We start from the raw sequence: 17,042 nt of genomic DNA, 5'->3' as shown, positions 1-17,042 counted from the left end.
ACCATATTTATTAGAAAGTCGGACTAATTGAAAAAGTAAATCCGCGACTGAACGGATATGATGTCCCCCGCTCGAATTTAACTGTCGACATACGGAAAGGATCTTTCATCCCGGCGCTCAATCTCAATCGCTTGAAACCTATCTTTTTCAACAAGTTTTGATTAAATTCATAAGAAAGTTCTATACTTCTGCATATTACGTTGTTATCATCCTCCACAAACCGACTGGTATGATAACTGGTGCGCGAATCAGCATTTGCAATGTCCAGATAAGGCGGAACATCGTTCACATTTTTCCAACGTTCTTCAAATGCCCGTCGGTCTACATTATGCCGGGGATTCACGTTCTCTACATTATCGGCACGGGTAGTGTTGTAAATCTGCCCCCCGAAATTGTACTCGAAAGAAAGATTAATCTGCCATCCCCGGTAAGACAACATAGGGAAAAAGGCCCCTTTCAACCATGCATTCTCGTCACCCACGACCACCTTATCATTCGGATCATATTCCAATGTCCATGCCCCATTCCGTTTGATAAATACTTCTTCTCCGGTAGCCGGATTAATTCCCGCGGAACGAACGGCATAAATAGCGGTAGTGGATTCACCTTCTTTATACAATACCTTCGGTGATGAAGAACCATCCGCGTTTGCCTCCTCGTTGTACTTGGCCAAACTATTACTGATACCCAAAATCTCGTTCTTGTTATGGTCTCCGTTTACTTTTATACTAAAACGCCAATCTTTGGTCGAGAGTAACAAGGCCGTCACGTCAAACTCGAATCCGACATTGCGCATCTGCCCGAGGTTATTCCGCACGGTACTCTCTCCCACGGAAGGCGGTACAGACATATCTATCAGCACATCATCCGTCGTCTTCCTGTAATAATCAAAAGTTAAATTAATACGTCCATCCCAAAAATCGGCAGTCAACCCGATATTGTGCGCTTTCGTCAAATCCCATTTCAAATCCCTATTACCCATCGTTTTGGGTATAGCACCAATACCGTGCAGATAAAAATTATCCCCATTATAAAAATAAGTTGTCACGGCTTGATAAGGTGCAAAACTCACGTTTCCGGTTACACCGTAAGAATAACGTAAACGGAAAGTATTCACCCATCCGAAACGAGTTGCAAATTCCTCGTTATGAATGTTCCAACCTGCCCCCACTGACCAGAAAGGAGCAAATCTATTCTCATCTCCAAACTTCGAAGAACCGGAACGACGGAATGAACCATCCACGAAATAACGATTCTTGAGAATAAAGTTAGCATTCACGAACGGACCTATTTTAGTACTGACATCTTCGGAACCATCAGGTCTAGTCCCCGTACCGAATCCGGCTGCAAAATTAGGAGCATGCAAGGACGATTTATAAAAACCATAAGCCGTGTACCCGTCTCTTGTAGTTGTTTCTTTCATAATATCAGCCCCCGCATGAAGCGTCAGAAGTAAATCTTCCCCGAAATTTTGGGCGTAATTCGCGATAATCTTCCCCTCGTATTTCAAATACCTTTCATTCACAATTTCCAATGTTCCCTGCTCCGAACGGTTAGAAACACCGTTAAACACGTTTGACTCCGGAGAATAGAACACTTCCGTCCGATCCTTGGAAGTCACGATAGACCCGCTTCCATTGATAAAAAGACCGGGCAAGACATCCCAACGGAAAGATAAAGTATTCGTGAACGAACGACTATTTCCCTCGTCATAATTCCCGCATTCAGCCTCATACAACGGATTCGCCATTTCCCATGAACCTGTTTTATTCAAACGCCCGTATTCATCGTACGGCGCATCATAAGGATTCATTCTCACGTAATCCGAGAATTTCCCGTAAGGACTTTCTTTCCATTTCAAATCGGAGAAACTGGATTGGAAAGATACCGTCAATTTATTGTCCACGTGGTAAGAGAGGAACATTGTCAAGCCGATCGTGTTACGGTAGTCTTTCTTCATGACACCCTTCACGTTTCTCACGTTCGCGTTTACCCGGTACGTCATACCATTACCCCGACCGCTCACGCCGATAGAATTGTTTATCGTGAAACCGGAACGCAAAGGCTTGGACATCCAATCCGTATCCAATCCCTTGGATATTAATATCTTCTTCCGGTTATATTCTTCAAAATCATTCAACAACTCGAAATTATACAATCCGGCCAAACGCTCGAATTCCAATTTATCCTTGGCATCCAGATAATCGTAAGATTTCAAATCGGGTACCTCCAGCGCCCCGTCCAAATTATAAGACAAACGCAACCGGTCATTCAACACTCTCTTCCTCTCGATCACGATAACTCCATTGGAGGCTTTCTCTCCATAAAGAGCGGTGGCAGAAGCATCCTTCAACACGTCGACACGTTCGATATCATTGATATCAAGGTCATACAAATCACGCATCGTGATTTCCACTCCATCCAGAATAATTACCGGCTGATTGGCACTCTGGTCAGCTTCCGTGGATAAAGACGAAGTACCCCGGATAACAATCTCCGGCATCCGGTTCGGGTTCGACCCGAAAGCATTGTTTTCCACCATTCGCATACCCGGGGTCAACATCGAAATCGCGCTCACGAGATTCGTGTTCGACACAGCCTTGAGTTCTTCCACCGTCATCGTCTTCACGGAACCCGTGAAACTATCCTTCTTTTTCGTAAAAAATCCGGTCACGACAACATCCTCCAATGCCTTACTGTCGGACTTCATAACAACATTGTATTCCGTTTTCTTCTTCGAGATGTTCAACTCGTAGGTCTGCATCCCCACGTACGAGAATACCAGTTTCGTGGTATCGGATTCGGGAACCTCCAAGGCGAATTTTCCATCGACATCGGTAGCCGTACCGATAGTTGTCCACTTGATTACCACGGTAACACCGGGTAGCGTCAATCCCTCCTCGTCCGTCACGGTTCCTTTAATCTTAATCCCCTTCGGCTTCTCGTCCTTAACGGGAATCGCAGCATAATAAATCACCACGTGATCACTCGTGATGTCATAACGCAAGGGCTTACCTGCAAGGGCGATATCTAATATCTCCTCCACAGACTTGTCATGTACTTTTCCATTTACAGTGTACTTCTGGACATCTTCATGATTAAACACGAACTTTAAATTAGTCTTCTTCTGAAGCTGTTCAAAAAACTGAACCATGTTCATGTTCTCGAACACAAAATCAATTCGCTCCTGTTGCGACCAAACTTTCGCATTCAAACTGGAGAAGCCCAAAATCAACACTAGGAATACCAGCTTGATTTTAATCATAATCCAGATTAGGTTTCTACATAAAAATTTCATAACTTTGTTTTTCAAGTTTAACATTAAAATTCCTTTGGCGAGGAGTTTTATATACATGAGGCATACGGCAAATATGCCTCATGTTTTATTTTTAATTTCTACTATTGTCTTTTACGGTAAGCATTCTTCCTTTTAAATTCAAACTTATCTTTTTCGTTTTTTCAAGAATAGCGATGACTTCGCTTATCGAGGAACTCCGCTTAAACCACGCGGAGAAATGGTAATCTTTCACTTGCTGATTCATGTAGAACACATCGACATCATACCAGCGGGCAAGCTCATCCAAAATATTTTCCAAACGGCATTGCGAGAACGAGAAGTTCCCGTCCCTCCACGCTATCTGGCTCTCCACATCCACTTTCCGCACCTCCACTTGCCCGTCTTTTAATATGGCTTGTTGTCCCGGAACCAACTTGTTCACTGTCTTACCTCTTTCAATTTGCACGCTACCTTCCACCAAAGTCGTGGCTGTCCCTTCGTTGGAATAACTCCGGGCGTTAAATTGAGTCCCCGTCACCCGGATATTATACTCCCTCATCCTCACGACAAAAGGCTTCCCGCCATCTTTCGCGACCTCGAAATATGCCTCCCCCCGCAACTCAACCTGACGCATATCACCGAAAAACCTCACCGGATAACGGATATAGCTATCGGAATTCAACCAGACAATGGTTCCGTCCGACAGAGCTAATTTATACTCTCCGCCCCGGGGAACCGTTACCGCGTTATAAACGACGCCCGCCGAAACAGAATCCTGCACTTGATTATATACCAACGCCTTTTCCTCCGAATGGGAAATAACGGTACCTTTTTCTTTCAGTTGAGGCAACGTGTCCGTCAACACGATTTGTTCTCCCGTGGACAACGTTAAGGTCGCCATTTTCTTCCCGGGCAGTACCACGGAATGAGTGTAAGTTATTTTTTCATCTTGCTTTTCACGTGAAAGAAGCGCCAAAGCCACCCCCAGAACCGACACGAACATTGCCGCGTATCCCGCCACACGATAAACCAAAGTTCTTCTTCTAGCGGGACGCACCTTACGCCATGCTTTCTCCTTGTTTACCTTTTTCGCCACCAATGAAGCTAAAATCCCGGAGCGAATCTTACGCAAGTCTTCAAAATACTCCTGATGTTCCTCATCCTGACACCACGCTTCAAAGCACGCCCCCTCTTCTTGGGACAAACTCTCTCCCGAGAGCTTTTTCATGATTATATCTTCTATTTCTTCCTGCATTGTTATGGTTATTTTCATACTAAAGACAGGTAAGAATTTAAAACGAGTGGTTCAAAAATGAAAAAAAATCACCTATTCCTTATTTTTTTCTTTTTGCCGATATAACGCGATAAAAAGAACAGAGTAGGAAATACTCTTCCGTGCCTCTTCCCTCAGAAAAGAATATGCCTTTTTTATATGATCCTTCACCGTGTTCAACGATATCCCCAACTCCCCCGCTATTTCCGCGTAAGACTTGGAATCGAGCACACTCATCTCCAGCACCCTTCGTCTTTTTTCCGGTAACTTCTCCAACAAACGACTCACCTCCTCGATCAGAACTTCCGGACTTTCATCCGTTTCCGACATCTCCGACATCAAACAATGTTGCCTGTATTTATCCACAACCTGCTGGTGTTCCAAATGATTCAGACATCTATTCTTTACACTGAATGACAAATATCCCTGAATATTCTCAATCCCCCTCAGTTCCTCACGCTTCTCCCACAACCGCACGAAAACCTCCTGCACGACATCTTCCGCCACGTCCGGATCATTCGTATAATAAACGGCTTGTTGCACCATTCCCACGTACGAAGAATCGAACAGACATTTGAATATCTTCTCGTCACCATCTATCAAGCGACCCATATCGATCGGAACAGCCTGCATCATAGATCCATTTTTTACACGTTTTAATTCCCCACATCTTTTATATCCCAAGACGACATAAAATACTCTCCGAATGCACAAATATAAAGAATAATCTTTAAAGCCAAACAATCACACAAATTATCGTAATGACAAAAATACACCAAAGGAGGAAGCCAAGCGACCTCCTCCTTTGTCCTAAAAACTATATAAATATTTCATTCTAAGTTGGAAATATCAAAACCATCACATTGCTTCATTGCTTCCTGCAATATCCGGTATTTCTTTTTCATCAAGGGATATTTTCTCCAACAGCATCTCCCGCTCCTTTTTTGTCAAACTTTGAACAACAATACGATAAGATTCAGCGACCAATTCCCTTATCTTGTCATCCGGTACATCCTGATTAAAATAAACACTGTTCCAATATTTCTTATTCATGTGCCATCCCGGCTTTATCCCCATATATTGAGCCCTCAACTCACCCGCCTCCCCGGGATCACATTTAATACAACAAAAATCAAACACCTCAATATTCACGAAACAGAACCATTTATCCAGCACGTAGAAGCATAAAACATCACGACTATACCGATCAGCTACATTAGGAAACGGCATTTTTTCATGAACGCCCTTAAATGACAGGCAATATTCTCTAAATTCCTCAATATTCATTGCATCCGGATATAAAGAAGAAAGGGCTGCCGATTACAGACAACCCTTCCCAATTAATAACAACAATCTTAAATATTATAAAACGTAGTGAAAGCTTTTATCACGTAAGCATTATCCTTCACGCCGCCCGTCTCGCGAACGGAGTGCATAGCCCACATCGGATTACCAATATCCACACCGCGCATTTCCATTTGGGAAAGCAAAATATTTCCCAACGTGGAACCTCCTGCCATATCCGAGTGATTGACAAACTCTTGACACGGCACTCCGGCCATTTTACAAATCGTCTTGAACACGGCAGCGGAATCACCATCGGTAATATACTTCTGGTTAGCGTTAATCTTTATCACCGGACCGCCATTCAACACCGGATGATTCGTCGGGTCATGTTTCTCCACGTAATTCGGGTGAAGAGCGTGAGCCATATCGGCTGAAATCATGAAGGAATTATGAATAGCCCGGTACAAATCTTCCGGCTTACCACCCAACCCGAACACGATACGCTCCACGATAGTACGCAGAATCGGGGAACCGGCACCCTGTTTCGTCCCGCTTCCCACCTCTTCGTTATCGAAAATAGCGAGCACTTTCGTCTTCCGGCATTTCTCCGAATTTACGAATGCCTTCAATCCCGCAAATGCCATCGCCAGATCATCCAACTTCCCGGTAGAAATAAACTCTTCGTTCACACCGAACAGACATCCTTTCTCGAATTCATACAACGTCAAATCAAAATCAAGAATATCCTCCTTGTTTACCCCCATCTCCTCGGCAATCAACTTTACCAGATAATTATCCTTCTCGAACGTTTCATTAATCATGGCGATCACCGGCAACATATCTTTTTGCTTGCTTAACGGGTTACCCTGATCATTCACGGCACGATTGAAATGAATAGCAATATGCGGGATCACCATCAACGGACGGTTGAAATTCACGAATTGCGTCGCGGGCTTCAACGGGTTCAGGCTCTTCAGCATCACGCGCCCCGCCATCGACAACGGACGGTCAAACCACGTGTACATGATAGGTCCCCCGTAAACCTCGGTATTCAACTTCAAGTATTGTCCGGCAACAGGCATCTCCGCGTTCGGCTTGATCCGGAAAGTGGGAGAATCACTGTGGGCACAAATAATCTTGAACCCGTCACTGGCAATCTCGCCGCTTCCGATCTCGAAAGCGAAAAGGGACGAGTGATTCTTCGTCACGAAATACTTACCCCCTTTTTCTATTTGCCACGCTTCCCCGGAAAACAGTTGTTTGAAACCATGATCCAGCAACTCTTTTTTGGCATTCGCCACTGCATGAAAGTTTGTCGGACTTTCATGTATAAACTCAATCAGTTCTTTTGCTAATTGTTTCTCCATTATATCTTGATTTATTATTTCATTTCTTTGTGCCCCAAGATAATCATTTTTTACCTCAACCTCCGCGTCAGGAGTCAAAAAAATACGATTACCCCGTTTAATTTCTTCATGTATCCGCTTGCTGAACATGATAAAAGGCGAACTCAGAATATTTTCTTTATTATACAACACCTCTCCCCCCGTCTCTGCGTTCACGACAAGCCCCCCGGTAGCCGCCACCAACACCTGTCCCGCCGCGACATCCCATTCCGAGCATTTCCCGAATTTAGGGCATATATCCACTTTTCCCTCTGCCACCATACACTGTTTGGAAGAAGCCCCCAAGGGCATTAATTCCACGTCATACCCCGCCGCCTTCAACCCATCGATATACTGCATCTCTCTCTCCGTCAGATGAAAACGACTCACCGCCACTCTCAAACGGGACGGCACTTCCATGGAAGCCTCCAACACGCTTTCCTCCCCATCTCGTGTTATCCCGCGCTCACCATCCGCGAAAGCCCACAATATTTCCTTATCGCAAATATTATTAATCATCCCGAACACCGGATGCCCGTCTTCCACCAGAGCGATATTGATACAAAAACGTCCGTTCCGAAAAATAAACTCCTTCGTGCCGTCCAGCGGGTCAACCACCCACACGTACTTCCACTTTTTCCGTTCATCATAAGAAGGCAACGACGCCTCTTCACTAATCACGGGAATATCCGGATAGAGCTTTTTTAGCGCCTGCACGATAAACTCACTCGACGCCTTATCCGCCTCCGTGACCGGAGTCATGTCACCTTTCGTCTCTACATGAAAATTCCTTTTTTTATATATATCCGATACCAAAAATCCCGCACCACGAATAATCTCCTGTATATCTGATACTTTAACCCAATCTATCATATTACTTTTTATACTAAAATCTGTTTGATAAACATACGAATAATATTCGACCTATGCACTATCCACTAATAACTAATTAACAATTAATGAATAGTATTCACACGTCCCAAAAACACATCAAACTATCATTCAACACATTAAACTCAAATCTATTTCACAACACGCCATTCAGAGCCTGTTTTTATCAAATTCATTAACCTACATTAACCCTAAAAACAGCTTTTATTAACACTAATCTTTCGCCGGATTCAAGAACAACCTCTATCTTTGCACCGTCTTTAAGAGATTGAAGATTTTTCATAAGTTTGTATGGTTTAGGTTAGTAGTTAGTAATGTAATCTTAAGAGTCGACATCCCCTGTCGGCTCTTTTGTATTTAAAGCCGCAAGATAAGAATAAAACATGAAACACAAAAATTAACAATCATGGAAGGAATCATAGAAATCGAAGGAATGGAATTTTTCGCCTACCACGGGTGCTACGAAACAGAACGAATCGTGGGAAACAAATTCATGGTATACGCCCGCATCCAAACCGATTGCAGCGAAGCCGCCCAAAGCGATGACATCAACGACGCCCTCAGTTACCTGACCGCCTATGAAATTATTGCCCGTGAAATGATGATCAAATCCCACCTGCTGGAGCACGTGGCACAAAGAATGATCGATGCCCTCTACCGGACATTCCCCCAAATCACGCACGTAACTATTAAAGTATCAAAGCTCAATCCCCCCTTGGGTGGTAAAATCGCGGCAACAAGTGTTACTTTATCGAAATAAATTGCAGTAAGGTATTGTAGAATCCAAAATTTCACCTTATCTTTGCACTGCAAAATCGCAACAGGGTCGGTTGGCCGAGCGGTTAGGCAGCGGTCTGCAAAACCGTGTACAGCAGTTCAAATCTGCTACCGACCTCAAGAAATCAGTCACTTACAAGGTGGCTGATTTTTGTTTATAAGGTGTTTAGAGCCGGAAATGACACAAAACCTTGACCATTTTAATAGCTTCTTTCATCTACAATCATTCATGATGTATACAGCAATAAATATATATAACTCGAATAAATAATCAATTACAGATGTGACAACATCTCTCAATTTTATATTCTTCAACACTCCAACTATCCCTATTTATACCTCATCTTTACTAGAACACTCTAATCCAACTATACAGCTTACCAATCAACTAATTCTATCATATCATCTTTCCTTACCAAGACCTCTAACCATTCCACATAATTTCTGCTAATCCTCCTGTAATTGTCCCTATGGTATCTATATCATCCCCCAAATGCACTATCCAGCAATTTAAGTAGGTGATTTTTCTCCTGAATTGGCACATAATACCTAAAATGAAGATAATTACTCACTAACTAAAATCTGTTATGAGGAATATCTAAAATGCAACATTCTTTATCTTCCGAGCTATCAATATAACAATAAATCAATACGTTATTACATATATAAATATTTGATATTCTAGTATATTTACTTGGTGCTATCCTGTTCAATAAATACTTTTGCATATGTAAATGATTGGTCTGATGTTCTTTCCTGAACTAGATACTCTTTTGTTTGTTAGAAAAATTTATTCCTATGAAATTACGTGAGAAAGGAAAAACCACCAATTCAGAATGGTTTGGGATAGAACATTATCGAATTTTCCATGAAATGAATTTATTCAGGTATGTAAACATGAAAGATTAAAAATGTTATATCCTGATATTTTTGAAAATCCCAAACCGAAACTAGTCAAGAAAAGACAGCACAAATAAGCCAGTACCTCAAAAGTGCTGGCTTTTTTGTTTATATATAAAAAGGGATGACAAACCGAAGTCTATCACCCCCTCACACCCAAGTTGACACACAGAATCAACGTAAAATCATATTAATAAAACATGATTATGAACAGACATTTTAAAATAATAATCAACCCTTTTGCATTACAATTTAATATAAGTATCTGTTGCCACTGTTGCAGAAATAGATGTTCCAGCGGGAATTACAGCCTGTTTGCCTTTCAATAATAAAAATAGAGGACAAACAAATATGGCAAGGACGATAGAAAGAGCTAATTTGTCATTTCCTTCTTCTGACATACTTCCACCTGTCAACATGATTTCTGTTCCATCCTTGGCTGTTACACTTTTAATTTGAATTTGCATAGAAGCCCCTTTACCCAAGCCTTTACGTTTCTCGAATCTTGTAACCTGCCCTTTAGCGATTGCGCCAAAAGGAATAACAACATTCCTATTAACACTAATCTCTCTTGTTACTTTAAAATCTATTATTTGTCCTGTTGTGATATTTTTAGTATTAATTTCACTTAGAACCTCTAATGGGATCAAGGTTCCTGCTTTTAAGACGACCTCGTTATCCGTAAGGGTAAAAGAAAGATTCATAAAAGCCAATATCATGATTGCAACGATTGGCTTAACAACAAACGATTTACTCAATAATGTTCTCATAATTCAAAAATTTAATTAATGGATTTATTATTCTGATATAGGGTTGATTGTATTTTTTGTAGTTTACATTGATTGTATTGTGAAGCACTTCTTTTAGAGCCAGATATATTACCGATATAGAAACTCAAATTGAAAACACCTAATAAAGCTGCTGTTCCATAATTTTTTTGTTTGATACTTGTAAACACAGCATATCCAAGTAATGAATTCATAACAAAAGAGGTTAATGCACTTTTGGGGCGTTGAGTATAAACATATCCAAGACCAGGAATTAATGATAATGATGAAGCTACCCAAGGCTTTTTCCTTTTAAAAGTAACCGCTTCTTGAATAAGTTGAAAATTCTCTTTATCTCTCTTGAGTTTTGTATCAGAGCTAACCAATAAATTGAAATATTTACTTGCTTCATCCCAATTTTCTTGATATGCACTAAAAATTCCTTGCCAAGCATATTTTTGGGATATTATCGGATGGATATTGTTATCAGAAATTTCTGAAAGAAGTTTGTATGCCATATCGTAATTCTCTACCGTCAAAAGAATATCTAACATTTCAAATTTTATTTTTGGAGAGTTTTTTATGAATTCAGGAAAATGAACCTCGTAATCGAATATGGCATTTTCTACTTGTCCCAAACCTTTATAGCAAATTAATTTGTTTGTGAATAATTGTGTCGTTAATAATCGCTTTTGAAATTGTGTTTTTTCGATTTCAATTAAAGCCTCTTGATACATTTGTTTATTTATTAGATGATTAATAAATAATAATGTGCTATCAGGTTGCGCATCCCAGTCTGTATAAGAGTAATATTGTTTGTTATTATGAATGTAAGTTCTGGGAATTTCTGCATATGGGGGAAAATCAAGTAGAAGTAATTGTCCTTTATTTAAAGTCAAATCATAACAATCGAAATCATGCCCGCATCTAATAAGGCGATCTGCCATATACACCATCGCTTTAGGAAAATAACAATCTTCAAAAACAATTAATCCATATTGGGAACAAGAAGGATACATTGCACAAGTACCGCTCCCTTCATCCCTATGTAAATACTTCTTGTAAATATTCACGTAATCAGATAAAGCTGACATTTCTGTTTGTGCATAAAGAAATTGTGAACTTGTAACACAAACAATAATGATTAAAACATTCTTCAACAAGTGCATAATATTGCAATCTATGTAACCTTGAAGATTCCCAGAAAGGTCGATTTTATAAATACAAGAAAGCGTGGGAACTAAATTGCTTATCTTGTAGAAGGCATCGCCAAACGCCTATGCAGAAATAAACAATCAGCCCACGCTAAACCATGTATATAGTATATATATACGGCAAGCATAGACGTTTGTGCTGTTTATCCCTCTGCATTAAAAATTGGCGATTTTTCTACAAAGGATGAAACAAAAACGCTTTCATTAATTCAATATGTCTGCCATGAGAAAATGATTTTTCACATGACGCTACAAATGTAAATAAATTTCAGCATCCAACAAACGTCAGGACTGATTGTGATGGCAAAATTAGGCTAATCAGTGGAATAAAAAGAATTAATTCCCAACGGTTTTCACTCTATAAACCATTTATAGGTGTTGTCTCCATGTAACGCCCTATCTATTCCTTCTGTTAATTGCGTGGCGTTTAATGACCTATCAAGGAAATTATCTATGCAAGAAGATTTATTCGCACCCGTAAGCATATTATAGAATTTCCATAAATTAATTTCATTCTCTCCATGTTCCTTTTTAAAGTTATCATCATGGTAATACGCCTTGCGATGATGTTCACCTGTGAATCCATTAATTCCATGCTAGGGAGTAACTTTTTCTCTCTGGCTGGTAAGCATTGATACAACCTACTTTTACTCAAGAATTGTGCGAATTGATGTTCCGTGAGGTAAGAACCCGTGAAACTCTTCATCAATCTTAAATGCTTTTCCGTATCATACTGTTGGAATAACTTCATCACACCTCTAAACAAGTCATGATAACTCATGGCTCCTAAATCAGTTTGGGGACAATCCGTGAAAGTACACAGGTTACAACATACTTTGTTCTGGAATCCAATAGCAACACTGAATCTTTCTGATGTCTTCTTTGGAATGTAAATGGTACACTACCCTAGCATAGAAGACTCTTCAATATATAATGCCAATCTGAAATTAGAGGGGAGGGGGGGGGTATAGAGGGAGGTATATGCTTGGCGTGTCGCCCACAAATGAATAATAAAGAAATATATGTTACTATTTGCATTATTTTTTAGATTTGTACTAATTTTAATTTCTTATTATGGAAGCAATAGAAACAGATAAAGATATATATGAAAATATAGCCCAAGTTGAGAGATATTTAGCTTGTGAAGAGGGGAAAAAATTACAAGTAGAAATGATAGGGCTCATACAACGTGGACGTAATTTTGTATCGTATAAAACTGGAAATGGATGGCATTTCGTTCCTAGTAAATATATTGGATATAAAAAGAATAACCTGAAAATACATAAAATTAATATAGAAAAAAAAGAAATTACTGGACGCGAAACAGGTGGTTTCATATCTAAAGTATTAAAGGTAAAACAACAACCAGATACTGAATTAGAATGCGAGTACCAGTCTTTTTGTCTACAATTAGGTATTCCTGTTACTGAAATATACAAACGCCCTCGAAAATTCTGGAGATTAGAAGATGTTCCAGAAAAATATTTAAAGTCAATAACAGCGTGTAGGGATGAATATATAGAAGGAAAGATTAAGAAAATTTATCATAAACGTAGAGAAAGAAATTCTAAATTAGTTCAAGATGCAAAGACAGAGTTTAAAGCAAAGCATAATAAAAAGCTTTTTTGTGAAATATGTGGATTTGATTTTAGTGAGAGATATGGTGATGCGGGATATGATTTTATTGAAGCACATCACACAAAACCAATATCAGAAATGGACGAGGAGGGAGAAATAACTGATATTAACGATTTAATAATGGTGTGTTCTAATTGTCATAGCATAATTCATCGCAGAAATCCGTTTTATACGATAGAAGAGATAAAAAATATTATAAACTTAAATTCTTAATATATACATTTTTTTATCGCAAAAGGGAGTGTCCAGAATTTTGTGTAAATGCAAACTCAGGTTCGGGGTTTCGTCGAGTGCTAAATCCCGATTCTATTTTCAAAGATAGTTAAAAATTGGTTCATCACCAAGCCCTAATTCCGAATAGGCATTGTCCACTTTTTACGAGAGCTTGCAATTAACCCCATCTCATTCTACAGGTAAATCATTGTACCATGAAGCATAACGACATTTTTACATTTAATTATTGTTCTATTAATCCTAAAATCCAATTTATCCAAGAAATCACAGTTGATGCTCTCCGTTTATATGTTTGCCCAGAAGTCATATTATATAGTTTAGCATTTCTCATTATTTCAACCACTTCATCTTTTGTTGGAACATTTCCTTTATCAAAATATAGCTTCAAAGTGTTTTGAAATACAACATGTGCCAATATAAACTTAACAAACTCCAGTTGCCGTTCCACGATAGGCAAGTTAAATACGCGAAAGCCATCTTGAGTTAAGGTACACCCAACCTGCCGGTTTATATGAACAATATCTATTAGTCCTAAATACCTTGCCGCATTTGAATAGTAGTCCGTCTGCCTATAATCAAAGTCATAATTTTGAGTAATATCATCTTTACTGATAAACCCTCTTTGCTTCAATAATTCACAAAGATTAATCACACGTTCAAAACTATCCGCTTGTGGGAATGGCAATTCAGGTTCTTTAACAACTTGAATATTATCCAGAATGTTTTGTATGTTCTCTATATTAATTGCACCTTCTTGAAGTGCATATTTTTTATACTGTAATAAGCGAATGGAATTATATAATTCAGGTGTAGTAAATTCATATTCCCTCAAATGAAAAATTCCATTTGAATATGTAAGAAATATCGGACGAACACGTTTTGTAATTTTATTACTCCATAGCCTATACGGGTAATATAATTGCCTGATCAAAAAATCATCAGAAATATAATTTTTTGCTTCAATCAAATTTAGAGAATTATCACCTTCGTACCCTCCATCTATTTCTATTTGTGAGTTTTCTACATTTATTTTAAAACTGTTTTGCCCTGAACTAATTATAAAATCAAACAAAGAAGAACTCATCCGTCCACAAACCGTAGGTAGTAAATTTTCTTCGCCCGTAAAGTCATGTAACATCCTAGATACAAAAGCACAGTTTATCGCGATTGATTCACTTGTAATATCTTTGTAGTCCAAGCTTTCCAAAAAAGTTGGGAAACCAATAGAGGTTATCTCTACATCCTCTTTATTAAAATCACAAAAAGTCTCAAACGTACCAATCTCATATGTACCTCTGGAAGTCGGCAAAATTGACAGATTATGCTCAACAAATAATTTAGGAAGCTGGGAACGGTGATCAAACTTTGTCATTAAACGAGCTTCCCGAAACTGATTAATCTCCACTGAAGATATTGATACTCGCTCGTTATTTGCAAGTTTGTCTAAAATAGAATACTTCTCAAAAAAATTTTCCCACGCTATATCATTTTTAGATTTACTCATTGTTATTAATTAGGAACTCATTTACTTGCCTATTTTTTAATTTCTGAAATAAGTTGTCTTTCCTCAAAAGCCATTTTCTACAAATTCACCATACGGCATTTCAAAATTACTATTTTTAGTTGGATTATAGGCTATAAAAGAACAACAATTTGATTAATTTTAGGGATTCGTTATCAAAAAAGAAAACCTCATACACCCTTTTCCCTTTCACGTTCGTTCTGCAAAGTGCACTCGCATGTCTAAGTCTTGCAACTACTTTTCGCCGTGGCGCTCGTCATCAATGACAGGAGAGCGAACCGCCCCCTTAGGTCACGTATTTATTACGTGACCTAATCTTTTAAACCAGAAAACAGCAGATAAATACTTTTTCTCTATCTTTGTACTCGAAATTAGATTAATCTCTGTATCCCGGAGGCACTAACATATCTTACATTTAAAAGAAGCCAGGAGATAAAAAACACTATTTTTGCGACATGAATCAATCAATAAAAAAGCAAATTACAGGGCACCCGTTCTTAAAATGGGCTGGAGGTAAAGGACAACTTATCCAGCAGATTAACAACTATCTCCCGGATAATATTTCAGCGATTGACACCTATATAGAACCCTTTATAGGTAGTGGTGCTATCATGTTTTGGCTGCTGTCAGCATACGACAATATAAAACATGTCGTTATAAATGATATTAATTCTGATCTGATAAATATTTATAGAGTTATCAAAAAAGAACCTTTAGATTTAATTTCAGAATTAGAACGCATAGATACAAACTACAAAAATCTAACTTCATACGATAACCAGAAAGAACTTTATTTAGCCCTTAGGGAAGAGTATAACGAGCGAAATTCGTCATCGCGGTCTGTAAGAAATGCAGCACTATTCATCTTTCTAAATCGTACATGCTTCAATGGCTTATATCGTGTCAACTCTAAAAACAAATTCAATGTGCCATTTGGCAAATACAAAAACCCTAAAATTTGTGACAGGGAAACGATACTGCGGGATAGCGAATTATTACAAAAAGTTGAAATTCTCTGTGGCGATTACACCGCCACCAAAGAGTACGTAAGCGAAAAAACTTTCTTCTACTTTGACCCGCCATATAAGCCAATCAGTGAAACTTCAAATTTTAACTCATATACTAAATTTGATTTTGACGACAACGAACAAAACCGACTGAAACAGTTTTGTGACGAAATATCAGCAACGGGAGCCAAATTCATGCTAAGCAACTCCGATCCGCGTAGCATCAATCCTGACAATAAATTCTTTGATGAATTATATCAGGAATACAACATTACGCGTGTAGATGCCAAAAGAAATATAAATTCTAAATCAGATAAAAGGGGAACTATTAAAGAACTTCTTATAACAAACTATTTAAAATCCTCTGCCACGACAAATAGCATCTAACTCTCTCCATTTCTTCCCGCGGCTAAAATTTGCAGCTTCATCCGGTGACAGCTCATCATAGAGGGTCTGATACACTCCAAGCCTTTTAACTCTTTTGCCTAATATCGCGTTCTCTTTGTTTTCTTCGGCAATCATCCCCATATAGATAATGGTAAAATCAATGGCTATATTAAGGGCATCCGCCCCATACTTAGAAGTCATATCCTTTATGTATTGAATGGTAGAATCATCCAAGTCTTTGGTCGTCTTATTATAAATAGACACAAAATCTTGATAAATTGCATCTTTACCATATTTAGAAGCGTAATTAACAAGACGCTGAAAATATTGATAATCTCGCGGTGCATATCTCGCGGTATTCGGACGAGATAAATAAACACACCATTCATCAAAGCTTCCCCGAGCGTACTCCAAGTAACTGCCATCAGAAAAATCTGTAACCCGTGTAGCCATAAAGTTAGTTTCTTTGTTAAATTATTTGAC

At 38.9% G+C, this 17,042-nt stretch carries 12 protein-coding genes, 1 tRNA gene and 1 pseudogene; 4 read left to right on the top strand and 10 right to left on the bottom strand.

Going from position 1 to position 17,042, the window contains the following annotated elements; all coding sequences use genetic code 11:
* Positions 1-10: 10 nt before the first annotated feature.
* From ACK8P8_RS03695 to ACK8P8_RS03675, 5 genes are all read right to left on the bottom strand, one after another.
* The gene (locus ACK8P8_RS03695) at positions 11-3,298 is read right to left on the bottom strand and encodes a SusC/RagA family TonB-linked outer membrane protein (protein WP_176554933.1); all 3,288 of its coding nucleotides are present in this window, start codon (positions 3,296-3,298) and stop codon (positions 11-13) included.
* Positions 3,299-3,389: 91 nt separating this feature from the next.
* The gene (locus tag ACK8P8_RS03690; protein WP_369859379.1) at positions 3,390-4,550 is read right to left on the bottom strand and encodes a FecR family protein; all 1,161 of its coding nucleotides are present in this window, start codon (positions 4,548-4,550) and stop codon (positions 3,390-3,392) included.
* Positions 4,551-4,604: 54 nt separating this feature from the next.
* Positions 4,605-5,186: an RNA polymerase sigma-70 factor gene (locus ACK8P8_RS03685; protein ID WP_099290673.1), complete on the bottom strand. Its 582-nt coding sequence runs from the start codon at positions 5,184-5,186 to the stop codon at positions 4,605-4,607.
* Positions 5,187-5,408: 222 nt separating this feature from the next.
* On the bottom strand, positions 5,409-5,837 hold the full coding sequence (locus tag ACK8P8_RS03680) for an MmcQ/YjbR family DNA-binding protein (protein ID WP_369859380.1): 429 nt from the start codon (positions 5,835-5,837) through the stop codon (positions 5,409-5,411).
* 68 nt (positions 5,838-5,905) lie between these two features.
* Complete coding sequence (locus ACK8P8_RS03675; RefSeq protein WP_369859381.1) at positions 5,906-8,095, bottom strand: M18 family aminopeptidase; 2,190 nt, start codon at positions 8,093-8,095, stop codon at positions 5,906-5,908.
* 424 nt (positions 8,096-8,519) lie between these two features.
* On the opposite strand from ACK8P8_RS03675, the gene folB reads away from it, so the two are divergent.
* On the top strand, positions 8,520-8,873 hold the full coding sequence (gene folB / locus ACK8P8_RS03670) for a dihydroneopterin aldolase (RefSeq protein WP_369859382.1): 354 nt from the start codon (positions 8,520-8,522) through the stop codon (positions 8,871-8,873).
* Between the two features lie 64 nt (positions 8,874-8,937).
* A tRNA-Cys gene (locus tag ACK8P8_RS03665) sits at positions 8,938-9,008 on the top strand.
* Between the two features lie 1,027 nt (positions 9,009-10,035).
* On the opposite strand, the gene ACK8P8_RS03660 is transcribed toward ACK8P8_RS03665, so the two are convergent.
* From ACK8P8_RS03660 to ACK8P8_RS03650, 3 genes and pseudogenes are all read right to left on the bottom strand, one after another.
* Positions 10,036-10,560: a hypothetical protein gene (locus ACK8P8_RS03660; RefSeq protein ID WP_369859383.1), complete on the bottom strand. Its 525-nt coding sequence runs from the start codon at positions 10,558-10,560 to the stop codon at positions 10,036-10,038.
* A gap of 11 nt (positions 10,561-10,571) precedes the next feature.
* Complete coding sequence (gene yidD, locus ACK8P8_RS03655; RefSeq protein ID WP_369859384.1) at positions 10,572-11,720, bottom strand: membrane protein insertion efficiency factor YidD; 1,149 nt, start codon at positions 11,718-11,720, stop codon at positions 10,572-10,574.
* A 404-nt stretch (positions 11,721-12,124) separates the two neighbouring features.
* Positions 12,125-12,624, bottom strand: a pseudogene (locus tag ACK8P8_RS03650) (DUF3871 family protein).
* 221 nt (positions 12,625-12,845) lie between these two features.
* On the opposite strand from ACK8P8_RS03650, the gene ACK8P8_RS03645 reads away from it, so the two are divergent.
* Positions 12,846-13,622, top strand: a complete 777-nt coding sequence (locus ACK8P8_RS03645; RefSeq protein WP_369859385.1) for an HNH endonuclease — start codon at positions 12,846-12,848, stop codon at positions 13,620-13,622.
* 244 nt (positions 13,623-13,866) lie between these two features.
* On the opposite strand, the gene ACK8P8_RS03640 is transcribed toward ACK8P8_RS03645, so the two are convergent.
* Positions 13,867-15,147 carry a type II restriction enzyme gene (locus ACK8P8_RS03640; protein WP_369859386.1) on the bottom strand — a complete coding sequence of 427 codons (1,281 nt, stop codon included), beginning with the start codon at positions 15,145-15,147 and terminating at the stop codon, positions 13,867-13,869.
* A gap of 473 nt (positions 15,148-15,620) precedes the next feature.
* Here ACK8P8_RS03640 and ACK8P8_RS03635 point away from each other — a divergent pair, with 473 nt between their 5' ends.
* A complete protein-coding gene (locus tag ACK8P8_RS03635; RefSeq protein ID WP_369859387.1) occupies positions 15,621-16,559 on the top strand; it encodes a DNA adenine methylase in 939 nt (312 codons plus the stop codon).
* Here ACK8P8_RS03635 and ACK8P8_RS03630 read toward each other — a convergent pair.
* The gene (locus ACK8P8_RS03630) at positions 16,527-17,012 is read right to left on the bottom strand and encodes a DUF7004 family protein (RefSeq protein WP_369859388.1); all 486 of its coding nucleotides are present in this window, start codon (positions 17,010-17,012) and stop codon (positions 16,527-16,529) included. The genes ACK8P8_RS03635 and ACK8P8_RS03630 overlap by 33 nt on opposite strands.
* Positions 17,013-17,042: the final 30 nt, after the last annotated feature.

The sequence above is a fragment of the Butyricimonas muris genome, from assembly GCF_046365375.1.
GTDB lineage: Bacteria > Bacteroidota > Bacteroidia > Bacteroidales > Marinifilaceae > Butyricimonas > Butyricimonas muris.
Note: the sequence above shows the minus strand (reverse complement) of the source record. Positions and strands in the feature narration are given on the sequence as shown.

What these genes read in the sequence shown, in the direction of transcription:
- ACK8P8_RS03685 (WP_099290673.1), bottom strand. Translation starts at nt 5,186, where the DNA reads ATGATGCAGGCTGTTCCGATCGATATGGGTCGCTTGATAGATGGTGAC.
- ACK8P8_RS03690 (WP_369859379.1), bottom strand. Translation starts at nt 4,550, where the DNA reads ATGAAAATAACCATAACAATGCAGGAAGAAATAGAAGATATAATCATG.
- ACK8P8_RS03675 (WP_369859381.1), bottom strand. Translation starts at nt 8,095, where the DNA reads ATGATAGATTGGGTTAAAGTATCAGATATACAGGAGATTATTCGTGGT.
- ACK8P8_RS03680 (WP_369859380.1), bottom strand. Translation starts at nt 5,837, where the DNA reads ATGAATATTGAGGAATTTAGAGAATATTGCCTGTCATTTAAGGGCGTT.
- ACK8P8_RS03645 (WP_369859385.1), top strand. Translation starts at nt 12,846, where the DNA reads ATGGAAGCAATAGAAACAGATAAAGATATATATGAAAATATAGCCCAA.
- ACK8P8_RS03640 (WP_369859386.1), bottom strand. Translation starts at nt 15,147, where the DNA reads ATGAGTAAATCTAAAAATGATATAGCGTGGGAAAATTTTTTTGAGAAG.
- ACK8P8_RS03630 (WP_369859388.1), bottom strand. Translation starts at nt 17,012, where the DNA reads ATGGCTACACGGGTTACAGATTTTTCTGATGGCAGTTACTTGGAGTAC.
- folB (WP_369859382.1), top strand. Translation starts at nt 8,520, where the DNA reads ATGGAAGGAATCATAGAAATCGAAGGAATGGAATTTTTCGCCTACCAC.
- ACK8P8_RS03695 (WP_176554933.1), bottom strand. Translation starts at nt 3,298, where the DNA reads ATGAAATTTTTATGTAGAAACCTAATCTGGATTATGATTAAAATCAAG.
- ACK8P8_RS03660 (WP_369859383.1), bottom strand. Translation starts at nt 10,560, where the DNA reads ATGAGAACATTATTGAGTAAATCGTTTGTTGTTAAGCCAATCGTTGCA.
- ACK8P8_RS03635 (WP_369859387.1), top strand. Translation starts at nt 15,621, where the DNA reads ATGAATCAATCAATAAAAAAGCAAATTACAGGGCACCCGTTCTTAAAA.